A 19,825-nucleotide genomic window follows, 5' to 3' on the forward strand; every position below is an offset into this window, starting at 1 on the left:
GTTCATATTTATGAGTTAAATTTTAGCTAATTGATCGCTACCGGTTCGCCCGGCAGCCAAAATGCAAGAGACCAGACATGATGACCATGATTATCCAGCTGCGCGATACGCTTCGCGTCGTCCGCGAGTTCATTGTGCCGAGCTACCGGCCCGAACGCCACTATATGCGTGGTCCAGGACCGGCATGCGCCGAGCGCAATCACGGACAACGGGCCTAGGCATGATGGTAAGCCCGCGCATCAGACGGAGCCTCGTCACGGGCTCTGAGGCCGTAGTCACGCACAACGGACGCAATCCGCAGCCGATAGTCGGCAAAGATCCCACCACGGCCGTCGCGTTGGGCAAGGCGATGTTCCTCGGTCTGGCGCCAAGCCGCCACTGACGCTTCGTCGCGCCAGAAGGAAAGGGAAAGGTAGCGGTTCGCGTTGGCAAGGCTGCGAAACCGTTCCACAGAGATGAACCCGTCCATCGTCTCCAGCAGCGGACGCAGATCCGCTGCCCGATCAAAATAATCCCCGGAGCGGCCCTCTGCCGGCTCAACCTCGAAAATCACTGCAATCATCGGATCAGTTCCTTCCCGTTCAATCCGGAAACGTGGGTGAGAAACGTGCGATCCTCGCGGCGGATGAATTTCCTCTCCATTGAGAACGCATAGTTCGCACGGCCGACCGGATCGTCCCGCAGCTTGGCACGGTAGGCCTCGTAGGCTGCGAGGCTTTCTATATTGTAGATGCCGTAGGCCAGGGTAGCAGAACCTTCATGCGGGGCGAAATAACCGATCAGGTCGGCACCGCAGCGCGGGATCGCCTCATTCCAGTTGCGGGCATATTCTTCGAATGCACCCCTTTGATAGGGATCGATTTCGTATTTGATAATGCAGGTGATCGCCATTTCTCTCGCTCCATCGCGTTTCTAACCGGCCATCAACATAGGCCGCGAAGGCGGCTTGATACTTCGGCCGTTTTCGAAGCATTGTCGTCAGCGGCAAAGCAAATTAGGGCAAGATGGCGTGAGGAAGATGCGATGTCGAACAATGCGAAATTTGCCGAAATTGCAGCGCTGGCGGGAGATCCCGGGCGCGCAAGCATGCTGAACGGCTTGATGGACGGACGCGCGCTGACGGCATCGGAACTCGCGCAACTCGCCGGGATCACCGCGCAGACCGCGAGCAGCCACCTGACACGCATGACCGACGCCGGATTGCTGGCGGTGGAAAAGCAGGGACGGCATCGCTACCACCGCCTGGCATCGCCCGCCGTGGCGCAGATGATCGAGAGCATCATGCGCATTGCGGCGCCGGGCGTCGCTGCCAAGCCCGTTCGAACAGGGCCGCGCGACGCAGCCTTGCGGGCAGGGCGAACGTGTTACGATCACCTGGCCGGCCATCTCGGCGTCGCAATCACCGACGCGCTGGTTGACGCGGGTCACCTCGACCTCGGCCTCGACGCCGGCGAGGTGACGGAGAGCGGGCGCGCACTGCTTGACAGCGCCGGTATCGACATTGCGGCCTTGAGCGCAGCCCGTGGCCGTATTCTCTGCCGGCCCTGCCTCGACTGGAGCGAAAGACGCCCGCATCTTGCCGGGGCCATCGGCGCGGCTCTGTGCAGCCATTGCTTCGAGCGCGGCTGGATCACGCGCGTGGATGGGACGCGGGCCGTAACCGTCACGCCGAACGGGCAAAGGCAGCTGCGTGAGACGTTCGGCGTCAGCCTTTCCTAGATGTGACGCGTAATCCCGCCATCGACACGGATATTCTGCCCGGTGATATAGCCTGCATCGTCCGATAGCAGGAAAGCGGCCGTCTTGGCGATTTCGTTCATCGTGCCGACGCGCTTCATCGGGACCTTTTCGGCAGTCTCCGGCTTGTGGTCCAGACTGTCGATGAAGCCCGGGAGCAACGCGTTCATGCGGATATTATCGGCGGCATAACGGTCCGAATAAAGCTTGGTGTAGGCGCCTACGGCGGCGCGATAGGCGCAGGAAACCGGAAAGACGAGGCTCGGTTCGAAGGCCGCGAAAGTCGTGATGTTCACGAAGGCCCCTTTGCCTTGCTTGAGCATGTAGGGCGTCACCAGCCGCGCCATGCGCACGACGCTCAGTACCATCAGGTCGTTGCCAATCGCCCATTTGTCGTCGGTGATGTCGAGAAGATCCCCCTTCGGCGGATGTCCCGTGTGGTTGACCACGGCATCGACACGGCCATAGGCCCCTACGGTTTGTGCGACCAGCGCCTCGAGATCGCTGGCTTCGCCCGCGGATCCTTTCAGACCGATCGCGCCAAGTTCGCCTGCAAGCTCGACGGCGCTGCCTGAGGGCGACATCAGGCCGAGGCGGTAGCCGCGGGAATGCAGTTCGCGCGCGATGGCGGCGCCCATGCCGCGTCCTCCGCCGGTGATGATTGCAACAGGAGCTTCTTGTGATTGCGTCATGGTTCTCGCCTTTATTCTCGAATGGTGGCGAGCATCATTGATTGTCCTGATGGACGCAAATGAATTCAGGATGCAAAGGCTGTCAAATTTTTTGAAGAACGTTGAGAAAATGAGTCAAAAGTCGAATTGAAATCTGACGACATATAGCGAGAGTTGTCACTACTTCTTAAGTTAGTCCGGCCATTCCTCGGCCGACCAATCCCGCGATGTGTGGATGACGCGCAAGACGGCTATAACCTCTTGCCCGCCGTGGCTCTTGATCTCATAGGCTATGATGTAGGGCAGGCGGGCAACGGACTTTTCATAGCTACCTGTGACCCGGCCCGGCCTTCCGGTCGCAAACTCGCCAAGTCCGTTGCCCACCTGCTCGATCGCATCCGCTACCTTTTCAGCAGCAAGCGGGTTGTCAGCGGCCACGAATTGCAGAATGTCGAGGTAATCGTGCCGTGCGTCGGCCGACCAGATGACCCGCCTCATTCTTACGAGGCTTTACGCTTCGCGTCCGCGATGATCTGGCGGGCTTCCGCCATCACCTGTTCATGGGGCACGACACGGCCGGCCGCAACATCGGCCATGCCGCGCTTGATGCCGTCGATGATTTCAAGCTCGCGATCAACATAGGCGGCGACAGCTTCGCCGGCGAGGAACGATTTGCTCCGTTGCGTGTCGGCCGCTATCCGGTCGAGCTTTTCTTTCACATCGGGCCGAACCCGAATCGTCATGGTAGTGCTGGTGGTCATGAAACTTGCTTCCCTCATGTGTTGGATTGTGTACACCCTAGCACGTTTTCTTAGGCGCTGCCATCGTGCTTTCTAGTGTATCGATGCGGCCACGGCTTTAAGCCCCACGCGCCGTCAAACCGAGCCTTCCCAAAAATCAGTTCGACCTTAGTCTAAAGGCCGCCGGCCAAGTCGCGAGGATGGCTGTATAGGTGCGTCCACCACGCATTTTTGGCCTCCCATATTTTGCCCGAATCGCTTGTATAGTCCGCGCCACATCCAAACGGGGACTTGATTCGATGATGAAGAAATTTGCCATCAGCTGCCTGGCAGCGACCTTTCTGGCGGGCTGCACGACGACGGACCCCTATACGGGTGACCAGAAGATGTCGAACACCGCCGGCGGCGCCTTGATCGGAACGGCAGCAGGTGCGCTCGCCGGTTTTGCCATTGGCGGCGGCAGCGGCAAGTCGGGTCGAAATGGCGCGCTAATCGGCGCAGGCATCGGTGCGCTCAGTGGCGGCGCGATCGGCAACTACATGGACCGCCAGGAAGCGGAGTTGCGCGCGCAGCTTCAAGGGACGGGCGTCTCGGTGACCCGAAATGGCGACCGGATCATTTTGAACATGCCGTCGAACATTACCTTCAACACCGACCAGGATCAGGTGAAGCCGGAGTTCTACCCGACGCTCAGTTCCGTCGCTGTGGTCCTGCGCAAGTTCAACCAGACCATCGTCGATGTCGCCGGCCATACGGATTCGACCGGCAGCCTGCAGCATAACGAGCTTCTGTCCGAGCGCCGGGCGCTTTCCGTATCCAACTACCTGACCCAGCAGGGCATCGACAACCGCCGCTTCGACGTACGCGGCTTCGGCCCCTCGCAGCCGGTGGCAACCAACGCGACCGAAGCCGGGCGCGCCCAGAACCGCCGCGTCGAAATCCAGATCGCGCCGCTTACCTGATAGCGAGCGCCACGGCGATTTTCGCGGCAAGGCGCGCATTGTTCTCGACGAGTGCGATGTTCGCCTTGAGGCTCTCACCCTTGGTGATGTCGAGAATTTCGGAAAGCAGATATGGCGTCACGGCCTTGCCGGTGACGCCATCTTTCGTGGCGCGGGCGATCGCCTCGCTGATATAGCCCGCCATTCTCTCCGCTGGAATTTCGTCCGCTGCCGGAATGGGATTGGCGATCAGCATGCCGCCGTTGACGCCGATGGCTTCGCGTGCCCGCTGAAACCCGGCGATTGCCTCGGCTGAGTCGAGCCGCAGCGGCGCCTTGATCGGCGATTGGCGCGACCAGAAGGCGGGAAGCACATCGGCGCCATGGACGACGACAGGAACGCCCTTGGTTTCAAGCACTTCCAGCGTCTTTTCGATATCGAGAATGGCCTTGGCCCCGGCCGAGACGACGATGACCGGGGTTCGACCGAGTTCTTCAAGGTCGGCCGATATATCGAAACTCAATTCTGCGCCCTTGTGCACGCCGCCGATGCCGCCCGTGGCAAAAACCTTGATGCCAGCAAGGTGCGCGGCAAGCATGGTGGCTGCAACCGTCGTGCCACCAGTGCGTCCTTCGGCAAGCGCGAAGGCAAGGTCGGCGCGCGACAGCTTCATGGCGCCCTTCACCTGCGCGAGCGCTTCACGTTCATCGGCGGAGAGCCCGATCTTAAGCCGGCCGTCGACAATGGCAATCGTCGCTGGAACAGCGCCTTCTTCCGCGATGATGGCCTCGACATCCGCGGCCATGCGGCTGTTGTCGGGATAGGGCATGCCATGAGTGATGATTGTGCTTTCCAGCGCGACAACCGGCTTGCCCGCATCAAGTGCCTGCTCGACCTCGGGGGCAATATCGGTAAAGGGATTGAGGGTCATGTCGGCTCCTTTGATCAACGCAGCAGGGTCGCATCGGGTATCAAGGAAAGCGCTGCGTCGAATTCCTCGGGGGTAAAGATCGGGCTGGCGGAATGTGTCTTCAATGTCAGCATCGACGCGGTCATACCTTGACGGACTGCCTCGTGAAACGCGACACCTTGCATCAGCCCGGCAATCGTTCCGCCGGCAAGCGCGTCACCTGCGCCGGTCACATCAGCAATCCCGTCGACGCCAGGCGGTTCGAGTGTATAGGCTAGATCGTTATGGTAGGCGAGGGTGGGACCGGCGCCATTGCTGATGACGGCGACTTGAAGGCCCGCCGCGCGCAACGCTGCGCAGATTTCCTTTAGCTCCGCCGATTGGCCAAGGCCTGTCAGGGCCAATGCTTCACGGCGGTTCATGAAAAGGCAGTTGAGATTGCCAAGGATCGTGCGTAGGCGCACCGCCTTTGCCGGGGATATCGCCAGGGCATAGATCGGCCGATGTTCCGCAAGGCCCGCAAGCCTTTCCAGCGCATCGGCCGGAAGGTTGGCATCACAAAATATGGCGTCGGCCGCTGCCACGGCATCGCGCACCTTCCGCCGGCGCAGTTGCCGGGGGAGCGCGACTTCATAAAGCGCCATGTCGGCGATTGCGGCGACGACATCGCCATGTTCGTCGAGGATTGCCGTATAGCTCGGCGTCGCCCGATCCATGAAGACGACGGAGCTATCGATGATGCCGGCTGACTCGATCGCTGCGCTAATCGTCTCGCCGATACGGTCGCCGCCGCGTATGGACAGGAGTTCAGCTGCGATGCCGCGCTGCATCGCCAGCCTTAACGCATTGAAGACACCGCCGCCCGGCTCTTCGCGCATGATACCGGGGTTTGAAGCACCGGGCACAAACGGTACGGTGCTTTGGCCGCGCCGGTCGAGATGGGCGCCGCCAACAGCAAAGAGCAGCGGTTTGTTGCCTGACGTCATAGGTGATTGCTTGTCCGATTTAAAACCACGGATTGAAGGGCTGGCGTTGCGCTACTTCTCTAAAGTGTCGGTCGGACAGGCGCAATAATCCGGCCGATTCGATTTTCGCAACTTCGGTTTGTCCGGCAACGCCTGGAACTAGCGGAAAGCTTGCCTGACAGCATGTCGCGCCCCTACAAGAACATTTTACGAACATTTTAAAGTTATGCATTTATTTCAATCACTTATGTCTATTGCAAAATGAGAACAAAACAGATACAAATAAGTTCATCAGAAGCGACATCCGGACTTCATGCATAACACAGGGGTAGTGTAACATGGCTCAAAATTCATTGCGGTTGGTTGAGGGTAATTCGGTGGATAAAACGAAAGCGCTGGATGCGGCATTGTCCCAGATCGAGAGGGCCTTTGGAAAGGGCTCGATCATGCGGCTTGGCCGCAACGAGCAGGTTGTGGAGATCGAAACGGTTCCGACCGGCTCGCTGTCGCTCGATATTGCCCTTGGCGTCGGCGGATTGCCGAAAGGCCGCATCGTCGAAATTTACGGGCCTGAAAGCTCAGGCAAGACCACGCTTGCCCTGCATACGATCGCCGAAGCCCAGAAGAAGGGCGGCATTTGCGCCTTTGTCGACGCCGAGCACGCGCTCGACCCCGTATATGCCCGCAAGCTTGGCGTTGATCTTGAGAACCTTCTGATCTCGCAGCCGGATACGGGCGAGCAAGCGCTTGAAATTACCGATACGCTGGTGCGATCCGGCGCCATCGACGTTCTCGTCGTCGATTCCGTTGCGGCGCTGACGCCGCGGGCGGAAATCGAGGGCGAGATGGGCGATTCCCTGCCGGGTCTGCAGGCCCGTCTGATGAGCCAGGCGCTGCGCAAGCTTACCGCATCGATTTCCCGTTCCAATTGCATGGTCATCTTCATCAACCAGATCCGCATGAAAATCGGTGTGATGTTTGGTTCGCCAGAAACGACGACGGGCGGCAATGCGCTGAAGTTCTATGCATCTGTTCGCCTCGATATCCGCCGCATCGGATCGCTGAAAGAGCGCGACGAGGTCGTTGGCAATCAAACCCGCGTCAAGGTCGTCAAGAACAAGCTGGCGCCGCCCTTCAAGCAGGTCGAGTTCGACATCATGTATGGCGAGGGCGTCTCCAAGACGGGCGAGTTGGTCGATCTTGGCGTCAAGGCCGGCATTGTCGAAAAATCTGGTTCATGGTTCTCCTATAATTCGCAGCGCCTCGGCCAGGGCCGCGACAACGCGAAACTGTTCCTGAAGGAGAATCCGGAAATAGCCAATGAGATCGAACTGGCGTTGCGTCAGAATGCCGGTCTCATTGCCGAGCAGATGCTCGACAAGAATGTTGGGGAAGTAGAGGATGACGAACCCGACGCCGCCGAAGGCTGAGCCGCCTCCAGATATTGACTGAGGATTTGAGACCCGCGGCCGGTGACGGCTGCGGGTCTTGGCATTTTGCCGTCGCCAATTCCCTGGCCGGTCGCGCTTTGGCTTGGCCAATTCCCTGGCCGGTCGCACCTCGCGGCAATAGGGATTTTCTGGACAGCACGCAGCCCTGTCGCTACAAGCGTTTCGTTCCGCTCCTTCGCACAGAATGGGGCTAATTCCATTTGGATATAAGAAGTCAGAAGGCAAGCAGCATGAGTGGCGTCAACGAGATCCGGTCGACATTTCTGAACTATTTCAAGAAGAACGGCCATTCGATCGTGGCGTCGAGCCCGCTCGTGCCGCGCAATGACCCGACGCTGATGTTCACCAATGCGGGCATGGTGCAGTTCAAGAATGTTTTCACCGGCATCGAGCACCGTCCCTATAATCGGGCGACGACATCGCAGAAATGCGTGCGCGCCGGCGGCAAGCACAATGACCTCGACAATGTCGGCTATACGGCGCGTCACCATACCTTCTTTGAAATGCTCGGCAATTTTTCCTTTGGCGATTACTTTAAGGAAGAGGCGATCTCGCTTGCGTGGAACCTTATCACCAGGGAGTTCGGGCTTCCAAAGGACAAGCTGACGGTAACCGTCTACCACACCGATGATGCAGCGGCCGGTTTCTGGAAGAAGATCGCCGGGCTTCCGGAAGAGAAAATCATCCGCATCGCCACGAGTGATAATTTCTGGGCGATGGGCGATACGGGTCCGTGCGGCCCGTGCTCGGAAATCTTCTACGATCACGGTTCTGAAATCTGGGGCGGCCCTCCCGGGAGCGCCGATGAGGACGGCGACCGTTTCATCGAAATCTGGAACCTCGTCTTCATGCAGTTCGAGCAGGTGACGAAAGAGCAGCGCATCGATCTGCCGCGCCCGTCGATCGATACCGGAATGGGGCTCGAGCGCCTTGCCGCTGTGCTTCAGGGCAAGCACGACAATTACGACATCGATCTGTTCCAGACGCTGATCCACGCATCCGAGGAGGCAACGGGAGTAAAGGCCGAGGGCAAGTTCCGCGCCAGCCACCGGGTTATTGCCGATCACCTGCGCTCCTCAAGCTTCCTTATCGCTGATGGCGTGTTGCCGTCGAACGAGGGTCGTGGCTATGTGCTGCGCCGCATCATGCGCCGCGCCATGCGTCATGCGCAGCTCCTTGGCGCACGCGAGCCTCTGATGTGGCGGCTGCTGCCGGCGCTGGTGCGCGAAATGGGCCAGGCCTATCCCGAACTCGTGCGCGCCGAAGCGCTGATCTCGGAAACACTCAAGCTTGAAGAAAAGCGCTTCCGCAAGACCCTCGATCGCGGGCTGGGCCTCCTCGGCGAAGCGACCGAATCCCTCGGCGAGGGCGACAAGCTCGATGGCGAGACCGCGTTCAAGCTTTACGACACCTATGGTTTCCCGCTCGACCTGACGCAGGATGCGCTGCGCCAGCGCGGCATCGGCGTCGACACGGAAGCCTTCGACGCGGCCATGGAAAGGCAAAAAGCCGAGGCGCGCGCGAGCTGGGCGGGTTCCGGCGATGCGGCGACCGAAACCGTATGGTTCTCGGTTCGCGACAAGGTCGGTGCCACCGAATTTCTCGGTTATGAGACCGAGCAGGCTGAAGGCGTCATAACCGCTCTCGTTGAGAACGGTGCCAGCGTCGAAACGGCGGGCGAAGGCGATGCTGTGGCAGTCGTTGTCAACCAGACGCCTTTCTATGGCGAATCCGGCGGACAGCAGGGCGATACCGGAACGATCACCGGCGACGGCCTTGTCATCGAGATCAGCGATACGCAGAAGAAGAATGACGGCGTCTTCGTCCATATCGGCAAGGTGACGAAGGGAACGGCAAAGGTCGGTGCACCGGTCGAACTTATCGTCGACAAGGCGCGCCGCACCCGTATCCGCTCCAACCATTCGGCAACCCACCTGTTGCATGAGGCGCTGCGCGAAACGCTCGGAACCCATGTTGCCCAGAAGGGCTCGCTTGTTGCCCCCGACCGGCTGCGTTTCGATTTTTCGCACCCGAAGCCGATTTCCGACAAGGAACTCGCGGCAATCGAAGACATTGCCAATGAGATCGTGTTGCAGAACGCGCCGGTATCGACGCGCCTCATGGCAGTCGACGATGCGATTGCCGAAGGCGCTATGGCGCTCTTCGGTGAAAAATACGGCGATGAGGTTCGCGTCGTCTCCATGGGCACGGCAGTGCAGGGCGAGAAGGCCGGAAAAAGCTATTCCACCGAGCTTTGCGGCGGCACGCATGTACGCGCGACCGGTGATATCGGGCTCATTCGCGTGGTCTCTGAAGGCGCTGTTGCTGCTGGCGTGCGCCGCCTCGAGGCGCTGACCGGAGAAGCTGCGCGGCGCTATCTCGAGGAGCAGGACGACCGCGTCAAGGCGATCGCGTCGGTTCTGAAGGCGACGCCGGCCGATGCGCTGGCCCGGGTGACGGCGCTGGTCGATGAACGCCGCAAGCTCGAACGCGAGCTTACCGAAGCCCGCAAGCAATTGGCTCTTGGCGGCGGTTCTTCCGGAGCCGCAGGCGGCGCGCTGGAGACGGTCAACGGTGTCGGCTTCATCGGCAAGGTGGTGAGCGGCGTCAATCCGCGCGACCTGAAGCCGCTCGCCGATGATGCCAAGAAGAGCGTCGGCTCGGGAGTCGTCACCTTCGTCGGCGTCTCCGAAGATGGCAAGGCGAGCGCGGTTGTCGGGGTCACCGAGGATTTGATCGGCAAGTACAGCGCCGTCGATCTCGTCCGCATTGCGTCCGCCGCTCTTGGCGGCGCGGGCGGCGGCGGCCGGCCCGACATGGCCCAGGCCGGCGGCCCGGATGGCGCAAAAGCCGAAGACGCGATTTCGGCCGTCCGCCAGGCGCTCGGCGCCTAGGTTCGCATGCCCGGTCATGCTGCTGTATGACCGGGCCAACTCGCCGCTATGCGTATTATACTTATTGTCAATAGTACTGCGTTAAAATGATCTTGCTCCTTCACGCGATGCGTGATGTAATTCTTAAATAGTATTTGGGTTATTAAGTTTTTGGATTAGTATAAGCACTAAAACTACAGTGACTATTGCGGAATCGGCCGACTGATATTGGCCGGTTGAAGTTTTATTATTTGTTGTTTGTTTCCGGAGCGGCACTTCCATTGCTGGAGCAAAAGAGCAGGTTCGCTGAGGTTGCTGCCGCTCCGACCTTTACTGCCGCTCTGACATGTGCCGCAGCGACAGCTACTCCACCTCGGCAAAACGGGGTCGGGGCCGGGGAAGCGGGTTCAGGCAACGAAAGCTGGCGCCGCGCTTACTCCTCGCGCGGAGCCTGTGCAGCCGCGATATGCATGGGCGCTATCGTATAGCTGTTGAGGCCGGCGAGTACGGTCGGGTCGTTGTCGCCGAAGCGGACCGCTTCCGCATGATCATTTACCTCAAGAAGAGCGAGCCCGAAGCTGCCGTCGGGCTCATGCACCGGGCCATAGGCAAGGACAAAGCCCTCGTTGAAACATTCCTGCACATAGCTTGCGTGCTGGCGCATCAGCTCTTGCTCGTCATCGTCCATGTCGTCCGCAAAGGTCGGGCGTGGCGGGATCAGGCGGAAAAAGAACTGCTGCTTGCTCATCTTCGGTCCCCTCGGGTGATCATAGCATCACGCATAATACCCAAAACAGCGCTTTTTGGCGCGCCATTTTCGCATCGCTCATTCGCGAAGCGCACAACAAAAAGAGCTCCGGTTTTCACCGGAGCTCTTAGCATTGATGCTTTCAGATGGCTCAGGCAGCCATCGCCTTTGACAGGTTTTCATTGATCTTGTCGAGGAAGCCTGTGGTCGACAGCCAGGGCTGATCCGGGCCGATCAGGAGTGCGAGGTCCTTGGTCATGTAACCGGCTTCGACTGTGTCGACGCAGACCTTCTCCAGCGTGTGGCTGAAGCGCTCGAGCTCGGCATTACCATCGAGCTTGGCGCGATGCGCAAGGCCGCGCGTCCAGGCAAAGATCGAAGCGATCGAGTTGGTCGATGTTTCTTCACCCTTCTGGTGCTGGCGATAGTGGCGGGTCACGGTGCCGTGGGCAGCTTCCGCTTCGACCGTCTTGCCATCCGGCGTCATCAGAACCGAAGTCATCAGGCCGAGCGAGCCGAAGCCCTGCGCGACGATATCGGACTGCACGTCGCCGTCATAGTTCTTGCAGGCCCAGACATAGCCGCCGGACCACTTCAGCGCGGAAGCAACCATGTCGTCGATCAGGCGATGCTCGTAGAAGATCTTCTTTTCGGCAAACTTCGCCTTGAACTCTGCCTCGTAAACTTCCTGGAAGATGTCCTTGAAGCGGCCGTCATAGGCCTTGAGGATGGTGTTCTTGGTCGACAGATAGCAGGGAACGCCGCGATTATAGGCATAGTTGAACGAAGCGTGGGCGAAATCACGGATCGATTCATCGAGATTGTACATCGCCATGGCAACACCGGCGCCGGGCGCGTCATATACTTCGTGCTCGATCGTCTGGCCGTCATCGCCAACGAACTTGATCGTCAGCTTGCCCTTGCCCGGGAACTTGAAGTCGGTCGCGCGGTACTGGTCGCCGAAGGCATGACGGCCGACGATGATCGGCTGCGTCCAGCCCGGAACGAGGCGCGGAACGTTCTTGGCAATAATCGGCTCGCGGAAGATGACGCCGCCGAGAATGTTGCGGATCGTGCCGTTGGGCGATTTCCACATCTTCTTCAGGCCGAATTCCTCGACTCGCTGCTCATCCGGCGTGATCGTCGCGCACTTGACGCCGACACCATACTCCTTGATGGCATTGGCCGCATCGATCGTCACCTGATCATTAGTGGCATCACGGTGCTCGATCCCGAGGTCGTAATATTTCAGATCGATATCCAGGTAAGGATGGATCAGCTTTTCCTTGATATATTGCCAGATGATGCGGGTCATCTCGTCGCCGTCAAGCTCGACGACCGGATTTGCAACCTTGATCTTTGCCATGGATAGTCAGCCTCTATTTTGCTGGGGTGTGGGAATGTCAGCATCGGTTTTCAGTGAGGGTTCGCGCCCCTATAGCATCGGGATCGCCGAACGCAAAGCTGCCGACCAGCCATGCCGTTATTTTAAGGCAGGATTGCCCATCAAAAGATCGCGCGTTATGACGGCGGCAATATCAGCAGGAACAAGAGATGGCCGGTACAGATAGACAACGCACGCTTATTGCCGAAGGCCCGGCAATTATTCTCGTTGAACCGCAATTGCCCGAGAACATCGGCATGGTGGCGCGCGCCATGGCCAATTTTGGCCTGGCGGAACTGCGGCTCGTCAAGCCGCGCGAGGAATTTCCCAACGAGAAGGCGCGCTCCGCGGCGAGCAGGGCGGACCACATCATTGATGCGGCGCAGGTTTTCGAGGATCTGCCATCCGCCATCAAGGATCTGAATTTCGTCTATGCGACGACGGCGCGCGAGCGCGATGCATTCAAGCAGGTGCGGGGGCCGGTGGAGGCGGGCGTCGTGCTGCGCCAGCGCTTCAACAGCGGCGAGCGAACCGGAATTCTTTTCGGGCGCGAGCGCATCGGCCTCAATAATGACGAAGTCAGCCTTGCCGATGAGTTGGTGACGTTTCCGGTCAATCCGGCGTTCTCGTCACTCAACATTGCCCAGGCGGTCCTGCTCATGTCCTATGAATGGATGAAATCCGGCCTCGAGAAACATACCGATACCGCCTTTCGCGGCCCTGAGCTTGCGCCGGCGCCAAAGGATCAATTGCAGGGCTTCTTCAATCATCTGGAAGAAGCGCTGCAGGCCAGGGGATATTTCCGGCCGATGGCCCGCAAGGAAATCATGGTCAATAATCTGCGCGGCGTTCTTACCCGGCCGGGTTTTTCGGATTCGGAGCTGAAGCTCCTGCGCGGCGTCCTTGTCTCTCTCGACTTCTTCAGCCCCGATACGCCGCGCGGCGCCGGAGCGCCGGAAGGGCGTAAGCGGGCAAAGCCAATCGATGAGCCGGCTAATGAAAGGCCGACCGACGATGAATGAGCGGGTCGCAGACCGACCGATCCTTGTCTTCGACAGCGGCATTGGCGGCCTCACCGTTCTGCGCGAGGCGAGAGTTCTGATGCCAGACCGGCGCTTCGTCTATATCGCGGATGATGCCGGCTTTCCCTACGGCGATTGGGAGGAGGCGGCCTTATGCGAGCGCATCGTTGAGCTCTTCGGTGGATTGATCGGGAAATACGACCCCGAAATCGCAATCATAGCCTGCAATACGGCATCGACGCTCGTGCTCGACGATCTGCGCAGAGCCTATCCGGGCGTCCCGTTTGTCGGCACGGTACCGGCCATCAAGCCAGCCGCCGAGCGGACTTCTTCGGGCCTCGTCAGCGTTCTTGCAACACCCGGTACGGTCCGGCGCGCCTATACACGCGACCTCATCCAGTCGTTTGCCTCGCAATGCCATGTGCGTCTTGTCGGCAGCCAGAGCCTCGCCCGCCTGGCCGAAGCCCATATTCGCGGGGAATTCGTCGACGATGCCGAAATCAGGCAGGAGATTGCCCCCTGCTTCTACGAACGGGACGGCAAGCGTACGGACATCGTCGTCCTCGCTTGCACCCATTATCCTTTCCTCGCCAACGTCTTTCGCCGGCTCGCTCCCTGGCCGGTCGACTGGCTCGATCCCGCCGAGGCCATTGCTCGCCGTGGTCTTTCATTGCTCAAAGTCAACGGTACCGGCGAAGAACCCGAACACGGCGACGATTTTGCCATGTTCACATCGGGCAATCCAGATTTCTCCACGCGCCGCCTGATGCAAGGGTTCGGTCTCGATACCAATCTTGGACTGCAATTGGTTTCGGACGGCAACTCCGCCACTTTCGCCTAAAGCATAGGCCATTTTGCGTGGCGTTGAAAAAACGGGCGTGTTGAACTTTCGAATAATTGACCCCGCGCGACCGCGCTCCTAGGCTCGCATTTTATCGAGTTGCCATTGGTGATACCATTTGGGCGGTACAATACCGCCCCATCTATTGCATTGGACTGGGAGTATTTTATGCGATTTGTCGAACTTCTATCGGGGATGATGCTGGCAATTGCCGCCGGCACCCTATTCTTGTCGCCTGCGAGTGCGGGTGAGAAGCTGGGCTTCCCCCCGCCCGATCCGCCTGGCACGGTGCGTACGCCGATGACGCCGCAGAACATTCAGAAGGAACTCGATCAGCGGTTGAAGAGGCAGTTCGAGGCGGCGGCCGGCCCCTCGGGCCGCTTGACCGCGCAACAGGCAAAGGATGCCGGTTGGGGCTTCATCGCCGACCACTTTGATGAAATCAGCCGAGGCAATGGCGATACGGTCGGTCTCAACGAAATCCAATCGTTCATGGATGCCCGCTCCCCCGTGGCGCGGACTGTAGAGCCGAGCGTTGCCCCGAAGAAAAAGGGGAAAACCACCGAGCCACCAAAACCGGTGGACAATTCGCCAATCCAGATCATCGAATAAACAGGGGCTGCCAATGAGGCAGCCCCTCTTCAATTGTCCCTCTGCCTGAAAGTGTGGCGATAAGAGTGGAAGTGGTGGCGATAGTCCGTGCCGTACGGCATGACCTCCGCGACACCTTCCAGTTCCATCGGTCACTGCGCGCTGATCCTTCATTTGCAATATTTATATTACCTTCGTGCCGGGGGGTTTTGACAGCGCGCCGCGCCCCGCCGCCGAGACTGCCGATCAGATACAACGCTTTCCAATATCGCCGAGGGCTTTCGTGAGCATTATCCTGGGACTCGTCTTCTCTCGCCAAGAAAAGATCAAATCTTTAAAGCAGCGGCCAAGCGCCAAGGATCTGGCGCGCAAGTTTTGCCTGTTGGCGCGCAAGGAGCCGACTTTGGGACCGCTGGCTGTCATCACTGCCGAGGGTGATGACGGCAAGGCGAGATCAAGTTGCTCGATCTTGCCGACGGACGAGGATGTGCATTTCTACCAAGATGGCGCTCAGGTTAATTTCTCGGCGGCGACGGTGGCAACCGGCCCGGGTTATCATGATTATCTCGTGGCCTTGCTGGACGAACTGGTCGAACAGGAAAAACTGGTTTTCACGCAAGATGAGGAATTCAGCGACGACACCCAGTATTGGACGGACCGAAATTACGATGTCCTCCAGACTCACATGAGCGTTTATTTCAACTCGGTCTCGAAAGTCGTCGTCGAGCGCAGCAGCGCCAGCAAGCATGGCCCGCTGTCGCTGTCCCTGTCAGCACGCGAAGCGCTTGATGTTTTCAAGGATCGGATCATGACAGTTCGCGGGCCCCGCGACGTGGATTTCTTCGGCTTCAAGGGCGAGGCTGCCAACTTTTTTCCGTGGTGGGATTTCGGCTTGCCCGCGCGGGTTGCTTTTGGACTTGCCGAGGCGATGTTGTGGCGCTCGTTCCCTTGGCGTGGCCCGATCGACCAGTATGAAGCGCTTTTCATTCAAGTGCTCTCGGAACTCATCAAGATCGCAAGGGAAGAACCACGCCTCGAGACAGACAAGAAGTTGAATGTCGCCGCATTTGAGGCTGCGAGCCGGTCGAAGACGTGGCTGAGGCCACCCGGCATGGGCTATCTGCGCTATCCACGGCCGCAAGCCTTTGACGATAATTGGTGGATAACGCTGCCCGGACATTTCATTCTGGGCTGGGACGATCGTTTCAAACAGAATGTGTTCAAGAGTATCGGCTGCATCGTCGTGCCGGCCGCGACGACCATCGAACATGATGACCGCCGCCCGCCGGAAGGTTTTACCGGCAAGCTCGACGTTTCAGTCGTCAAGGACAAGCTCAGCTTTTACGGCATATGGAACCACAAGAAACAGGAAGACGGCAAGACCGATCAGTGGCTCGAGGGCTGCGCCGTTGCGAGCGACGGTGTGACCTACCTTTTTATCCTGATGGACGACCCCGGCTTGAAGCAATGGGCGGTTGATACGCTGCTGTCGATCGAGCATCGCTGAACCAACCTCCTCAAGATGGCTTCGCGCCACCAAGCTCCTTGCGGATGACCGGTGCGACTTCGGTCCCGTAGAGTTCGATGGCCTTCAGGGTGTTCGTGTGCGGCAGGCTGCCGAGATCAATCTGGAGCATGAAGCGGTCATGCCTGAAATAGGTATGCTGCAGCATGATCTTGTCGATCACCTCCTGAGGTGAGCCGACAAGCAAGGCACCGCGCATTGTGCGGCCGGCTTCATACTGGGCGCGATTGCTCGGCGGCCAGCCGCGTTCGCGGCCGATCTTGTTCATCACGACTTCATAGGACGGCCAGTACTCGTCGGAGGCAGCCTGCGATGTCGCAGCAACATAACCGTGCGAATTGATGCTGACCTTGAGCTTATCTGGGGAATGGCCAGCCTTGGATCCCGCCTCGCGGTAGAGCTCGACCAGCGGCGCAAAACGGTGCGGCTCGCCGCCGATGATAGCGACGGCAAGCGGGAGACCGAGCGTTCCCGCGCGGATCACCGATTGCGGCGTCCCGCCCACGGCAATCCACACGGGCAGGGGATTTTGCAATGGGCGCGGATAGACGCCGAGATCGTTCAGAGAAGCGCGCAAATTGCCCTTCCAGGTCATACGCTCGCTTTCCCGCAGCTTGAGCAGAAGGTCGAGTTTCTCCGCAAAGAGTTCATCGTAGTCATTGAGATCATAACCGAAGAGCGGAAAGGATTCGATGAAGGAGCCCCGGCCGGCCATGATCTCGGCGCGCCCGGAGGATATCAGGTCAAGCGTCGCATACTCCTGAAATACCCGCACCGGGTCGTCGGAACTCAGCACCGTGACGGCACTCGTCAGGCGGATGTTCCGGGTGCGCGCCGCACCGGCGGCGAGAGCCACCGCCGGTGTCGAGATAACGAAGTCCGGCCGATGATGTTCGCCGATGCCGAAGACGTCGAGCCCCACCTGGTCGGCCAGTTCCATCTCATCGAGGAGATTCTGCATGCGCTGGTGCGCGCTGATGGCGACGCCGGTTGCAGGATCCGGGCTCATCCCGGCAAATGTATAAATACCAAGTTCCATTTTTGATGCCCCGTTGAAACCTTATCGCACAGGTAAGCACAGAAAGTGGTTCTGTGAAGAACGCACATCACGGTGTCCGACGCACAAAAAGGATACTGGCGGGGCACGTGGCGCCGAAAGCAGCGCCACGCACCTCGCGTGCTGTCAATAACCTACTGTAATGCGCTCCTGCGCATGCGCTGGCTTTTCAGCCTCGTCGAGAATTGCCACCGCCAGGTCGCTGGTGCTGATCGTGCTCTTGCCGTCGGCACTAAAGACAGGCTCGTCCTTGCCTTGGCGGTATTTGCCGGTCCGCTCGCCGGGAACAAGCGCGAAGGGCGGCGAGACAAAGGTCCAGTCAAGTGCGGTTTCGCTGCGAAGATCCTCGAGTGCCTGGCGTGCACCCAAAGCGCCCTCCTTGTACTCTGCCGGGAACGCCGCGCCATCGACGAACTGGGAACCATCTGGCGCACGCAGGCTACCGGCACCACCGACCACGATCAGTCGCTTGATGCCGGCCTGTTTCGTCGCTTCGGTGATCGATTTGCTGCCAGCGATATGGACGGCCTTGATATCGGGATTGTCCCAGCCGGGATTATAGGCTGATATGACGATGTCGTTTCCCTTCAGCTTGGCTGCGAGATCGGCGGTGTTGAGCGCGTCCGCTTCCACAGCGGTGATGCCATCGCGCTTCTCTACCTTGTCTACGTTTCGTACCAGCGCCGTCACGTCATGACCCCGCGACGAAGCCTCTTTCAGTATCTGCGTGCCGACGAAACCGGTGGCGCCAATCAATGCGATTTTCATGGGATGCTCCTTTGATGCGGGTACGCATCGTTTTGTAGTTACGATTGATAACTACCTATGCTAGGAAACATGCATTGGGAAGAACGCACTTTTTCCGTTTCAGGGCACATCCAGGTAACCGCCTGCCACAGCAAGGACATCGAGCGCATGAGCATTCACGCGAAAACCGAAGGCAAGACGCCGCTTCTCGCTTCCATGGCGGCAATGGAATCGGACGGCAGCGGTTCATGTCCGATGCGCGAGGTGCTGGATATTATCGGCGATTCGTGGAGCCTGCTTACAATCATCAATCTCCAGGCAGGACCGCGTCGCTTCAATGTGCTGCGGCGAATGATCGAGGGTATTTCGCAGCGCATGCTGACGGTAACGTTGCGTTCGCTCGAGCGCGAAGGGCTTGTGTTGCGGACGGTCAAGCCAACCTCGCCGCCGGAAGTTACCTACGCGCTGACGCCGATGGGCCATTCGATTGCGGTGCCGATCGGGGCGCTTGGCGAATGGGCGGTAAAAAACCGTGACAATCTCAGGGACGCGCGCAAGGTGTTCGACGCGGCGCCAATAGGCTGACACACGGCAATTGCTGCGCCAATTGCGAAATTGGTTGCACGGCCGCCGGAACCATCCAATCATGTGAACGTTTAAGGCAGCCCTCGGGATTTTCCGGGGAATGGTTCATTGAGGCGCGTCATGTGCCGATAGTGATTTCATTAAGATCAACGGAGAAAGACAATTATGGTACGATTCATTCCGGCGCTCATTGTGGCGGCGACCGCCCTTACCGGTGGCACGATGGCAGCAACTGCCAAGACGACGAAAGCCGAAACACCAGCGAAAGCAACCCATATCGGAATCCTGTCGTGCCAGGTCGATGGCGGCGTCGGGCTGGTTTTCGGGTCGAACAAGGCGATCAACTGTGCCTACAAGCATCGCGACGGTTCGGTTGAAAATTACAAGGGCCGCCTCGGTAAACTCGGCCTTGACCTCGGCATAACGCAAAAAACGTATCTGAGCTGGACCGTGGTGACGACAGCGGACAACAAGCCGGGTGCCAATGCGCTTGCCGGCAAGTATGTCGGCGTGTCGGCGGGTGCTTCCGTCGGGCTCGGCCTTGGCGCCAACGCCCTTGTCGGCGGATCTAACAAGAATATCGGCCTGCAGCCGTTCAGCACTGAAGGAACGCAAGGTTTTAACGTTGCTGTCGGTGTCAGCAGTCTGTCGCTGGAGCCTGTAGAAGCAGCCAGGCCGGTCAAGAAGCATAAGCATCGAAGCTAACAGATTAGCCAGAGGTGAACGAAGGGAGCCAGCGTGCCCCCTTCATACTTTCCAAGTCAGCGTAGATGTGAACGTGGAACCGAGCCATAGCGCTTGCGTTTCTTTCCTTGTGCAACCACCCACAGGGAGAAATCCGATGCCCGCAAAATCCCAAGCCCAGCAAAAGGCCGCTGGTGCTGCGCTTTCGGCAAAGCGCGGAGAAACCAAGAAGAGCGAACTCCAGGGTGCCTCGAAGAGCATGTATGACTCGATGAGCGAAAAGCAGCTGGAGGAATTTGCCGAAACCAAGCGCAAGGGCCTGCCGAAGAAGAAAAACAGCGAGTGATTGATCG

23 protein-coding genes are annotated in these 19,825 nt (G+C 59.1%); 12 read left to right on the forward strand and 11 right to left on the reverse strand.

Annotation, left to right across the window (positions count from 1 at the left end):
* Positions 1-77 precede the first annotated feature (77 nt).
* Positions 78-218, forward strand: coding sequence for a hypothetical protein (locus BLR72_RS22380; protein ID WP_153669021.1), 141 nt, complete (start codon positions 78-80; stop codon positions 216-218).
* Here the strand turns inward: BLR72_RS22380 and BLR72_RS04535 are convergent.
* A complete protein-coding gene (locus BLR72_RS04535) occupies positions 215-562 on the reverse strand; it encodes an antibiotic biosynthesis monooxygenase family protein (protein WP_091921944.1) in 348 nt (115 codons plus the stop codon). The genes BLR72_RS22380 and BLR72_RS04535 overlap by 4 nt on opposite strands.
* Positions 559-891 (reverse strand): NIPSNAP family protein, encoded by a 333-nt coding sequence (locus BLR72_RS04540; protein ID WP_091921943.1) that lies wholly within the window; start codon positions 889-891, stop codon positions 559-561. The genes BLR72_RS04535 and BLR72_RS04540 overlap by 4 nt, the downstream gene beginning before the upstream one ends.
* 132 nt (positions 892-1,023) lie before the next feature.
* Between BLR72_RS04540 and BLR72_RS04545 the strand changes: the two genes are divergently transcribed.
* Positions 1,024-1,719 carry an ArsR/SmtB family transcription factor gene (locus BLR72_RS04545; protein ID WP_091945516.1) on the forward strand — a complete coding sequence of 232 codons (696 nt, stop codon included), beginning with the start codon at positions 1,024-1,026 and terminating at the stop codon, positions 1,717-1,719.
* On the opposite strand, the gene BLR72_RS04550 is transcribed toward BLR72_RS04545, so the two are convergent.
* The 3 genes from BLR72_RS04550 to BLR72_RS04560 all read right to left on the reverse strand — a co-directional run bounded on the left by BLR72_RS04550 (position 1,716) and on the right by BLR72_RS04560 (position 3,169).
* Positions 1,716-2,429 carry an SDR family oxidoreductase gene (locus BLR72_RS04550; RefSeq protein ID WP_091945519.1) on the reverse strand — a complete coding sequence of 238 codons (714 nt, stop codon included), beginning with the start codon at positions 2,427-2,429 and terminating at the stop codon, positions 1,716-1,718. The genes BLR72_RS04545 and BLR72_RS04550 overlap by 4 nt on opposite strands.
* 171 nt (positions 2,430-2,600) lie before the next feature.
* On the reverse strand, positions 2,601-2,906 hold the full coding sequence (locus tag BLR72_RS04555) for a type II toxin-antitoxin system RelE/ParE family toxin (RefSeq protein ID WP_091945522.1): 306 nt from the start codon (positions 2,904-2,906) through the stop codon (positions 2,601-2,603).
* Positions 2,907-2,908: 2 nt separating this feature from the next.
* On the reverse strand, positions 2,909-3,169 hold the full coding sequence (locus tag BLR72_RS04560) for a CopG family ribbon-helix-helix protein (RefSeq protein ID WP_091945524.1): 261 nt from the start codon (positions 3,167-3,169) through the stop codon (positions 2,909-2,911).
* 278 nt (positions 3,170-3,447) lie between these two features.
* On the opposite strand from BLR72_RS04560, the gene BLR72_RS04565 reads away from it, so the two are divergent.
* Complete coding sequence (locus BLR72_RS04565) at positions 3,448-4,110, forward strand: YiaD family glycine zipper/OmpA-like lipoprotein (RefSeq protein ID WP_091945527.1); 663 nt, start codon at positions 3,448-3,450, stop codon at positions 4,108-4,110.
* Here the strand turns inward: BLR72_RS04565 and BLR72_RS04570 are convergent.
* Together BLR72_RS04570 and BLR72_RS04575 are read right to left on the reverse strand one after the other, a co-directional pair.
* Positions 4,103-5,020, reverse strand: coding sequence for a pseudouridine-5'-phosphate glycosidase (locus BLR72_RS04570; RefSeq protein ID WP_091945529.1), 918 nt, complete (start codon positions 5,018-5,020; stop codon positions 4,103-4,105). The genes BLR72_RS04565 and BLR72_RS04570 overlap by 8 nt on opposite strands.
* Positions 5,021-5,034: 14 nt before the next feature.
* Entirely contained in the window at positions 5,035-5,985 is a 951-nt protein-coding gene (locus tag BLR72_RS04575; protein WP_027231650.1) for a carbohydrate kinase family protein, read from the reverse strand.
* 317 nt (positions 5,986-6,302) lie between these two features.
* Here BLR72_RS04575 and recA point away from each other — a divergent pair, with 317 nt between their 5' ends.
* Positions 6,303-7,394, forward strand: coding sequence for a recombinase RecA (recA, locus tag BLR72_RS04580; RefSeq protein ID WP_027231649.1), 1,092 nt, complete (start codon positions 6,303-6,305; stop codon positions 7,392-7,394).
* 251 nt (positions 7,395-7,645) lie between these two features.
* A complete protein-coding gene (gene alaS / locus BLR72_RS04585; protein WP_091945532.1) occupies positions 7,646-10,309 on the forward strand; it encodes an alanine--tRNA ligase in 2,664 nt (887 codons plus the stop codon).
* A 412-nt stretch (positions 10,310-10,721) separates the two neighbouring features.
* Here alaS and BLR72_RS04590 read toward each other — a convergent pair whose 3' ends face one another.
* Together BLR72_RS04590 and BLR72_RS04595 are read right to left on the reverse strand one after the other, a co-directional pair.
* Positions 10,722-11,036, reverse strand: a complete 315-nt coding sequence (locus tag BLR72_RS04590; RefSeq protein WP_027231647.1) for a YciI family protein — start codon at positions 11,034-11,036, stop codon at positions 10,722-10,724.
* A gap of 151 nt (positions 11,037-11,187) precedes the next feature.
* The gene (locus BLR72_RS04595; protein ID WP_091945535.1) at positions 11,188-12,402 is read right to left on the reverse strand and encodes an NADP-dependent isocitrate dehydrogenase; all 1,215 of its coding nucleotides are present in this window, start codon (positions 12,400-12,402) and stop codon (positions 11,188-11,190) included.
* Between the two features lie 188 nt (positions 12,403-12,590).
* Here BLR72_RS04595 and BLR72_RS04600 point away from each other — a divergent pair, with 188 nt between their 5' ends.
* The 4 genes from BLR72_RS04600 to BLR72_RS04615 all read left to right on the forward strand — a co-directional run bounded on the left by BLR72_RS04600 (position 12,591) and on the right by BLR72_RS04615 (position 16,381).
* Entirely contained in the window at positions 12,591-13,442 is an 852-nt protein-coding gene (locus BLR72_RS04600; RefSeq protein WP_091945538.1) for an RNA methyltransferase, read from the forward strand.
* Positions 13,417-14,283, forward strand: coding sequence for a glutamate racemase (gene murI / locus BLR72_RS04605; RefSeq protein WP_244506614.1), 867 nt, complete (start codon positions 13,417-13,419; stop codon positions 14,281-14,283). The genes BLR72_RS04600 and murI overlap by 26 nt, the downstream gene beginning before the upstream one ends.
* A 168-nt stretch (positions 14,284-14,451) precedes the next feature.
* Positions 14,452-14,895, forward strand: coding sequence for a hypothetical protein (locus BLR72_RS04610; RefSeq protein WP_091945544.1), 444 nt, complete (start codon positions 14,452-14,454; stop codon positions 14,893-14,895).
* A gap of 262 nt (positions 14,896-15,157) precedes the next feature.
* A complete protein-coding gene (locus BLR72_RS04615) occupies positions 15,158-16,381 on the forward strand; it encodes a hypothetical protein (protein WP_091945547.1) in 1,224 nt (407 codons plus the stop codon).
* Positions 16,382-16,391: 10 nt separating this feature from the next.
* Here BLR72_RS04615 and BLR72_RS04620 read toward each other — a convergent pair whose 3' ends face one another.
* Together BLR72_RS04620 and BLR72_RS04625 are read right to left on the reverse strand one after the other, a co-directional pair.
* On the reverse strand, positions 16,392-17,438 hold the full coding sequence (locus BLR72_RS04620; RefSeq protein WP_091945549.1) for an LLM class flavin-dependent oxidoreductase: 1,047 nt from the start codon (positions 17,436-17,438) through the stop codon (positions 16,392-16,394).
* Between the two features lie 144 nt (positions 17,439-17,582).
* Entirely contained in the window at positions 17,583-18,224 is a 642-nt protein-coding gene (locus BLR72_RS04625; protein ID WP_091945552.1) for an NAD(P)-dependent oxidoreductase, read from the reverse strand.
* A gap of 147 nt (positions 18,225-18,371) precedes the next feature.
* Here BLR72_RS04625 and BLR72_RS04630 point away from each other — a divergent pair, with 147 nt between their 5' ends.
* The 3 genes from BLR72_RS04630 to BLR72_RS04640 all read left to right on the forward strand — a co-directional run bounded on the left by BLR72_RS04630 (position 18,372) and on the right by BLR72_RS04640 (position 19,818).
* Entirely contained in the window at positions 18,372-18,788 is a 417-nt protein-coding gene (locus BLR72_RS04630; RefSeq protein ID WP_036814544.1) for a winged helix-turn-helix transcriptional regulator, read from the forward strand.
* A gap of 165 nt (positions 18,789-18,953) precedes the next feature.
* Positions 18,954-19,493 (forward strand): DUF992 domain-containing protein, encoded by a 540-nt coding sequence (locus BLR72_RS04635; protein ID WP_091945555.1) that lies wholly within the window; start codon positions 18,954-18,956, stop codon positions 19,491-19,493.
* A gap of 136 nt (positions 19,494-19,629) precedes the next feature.
* Positions 19,630-19,818 carry a DUF3008 family protein gene (locus BLR72_RS04640; RefSeq protein WP_091945559.1) on the forward strand — a complete coding sequence of 63 codons (189 nt, stop codon included), beginning with the start codon at positions 19,630-19,632 and terminating at the stop codon, positions 19,816-19,818.
* Positions 19,819-19,825: the final 7 nt, after the last annotated feature.

It is taken from the genome of Phyllobacterium sp. YR620 (assembly GCF_900104165.1).
GTDB classification, from domain to species: domain Bacteria; phylum Pseudomonadota; class Alphaproteobacteria; order Rhizobiales; family Rhizobiaceae; genus Phyllobacterium; species Phyllobacterium pellucidum.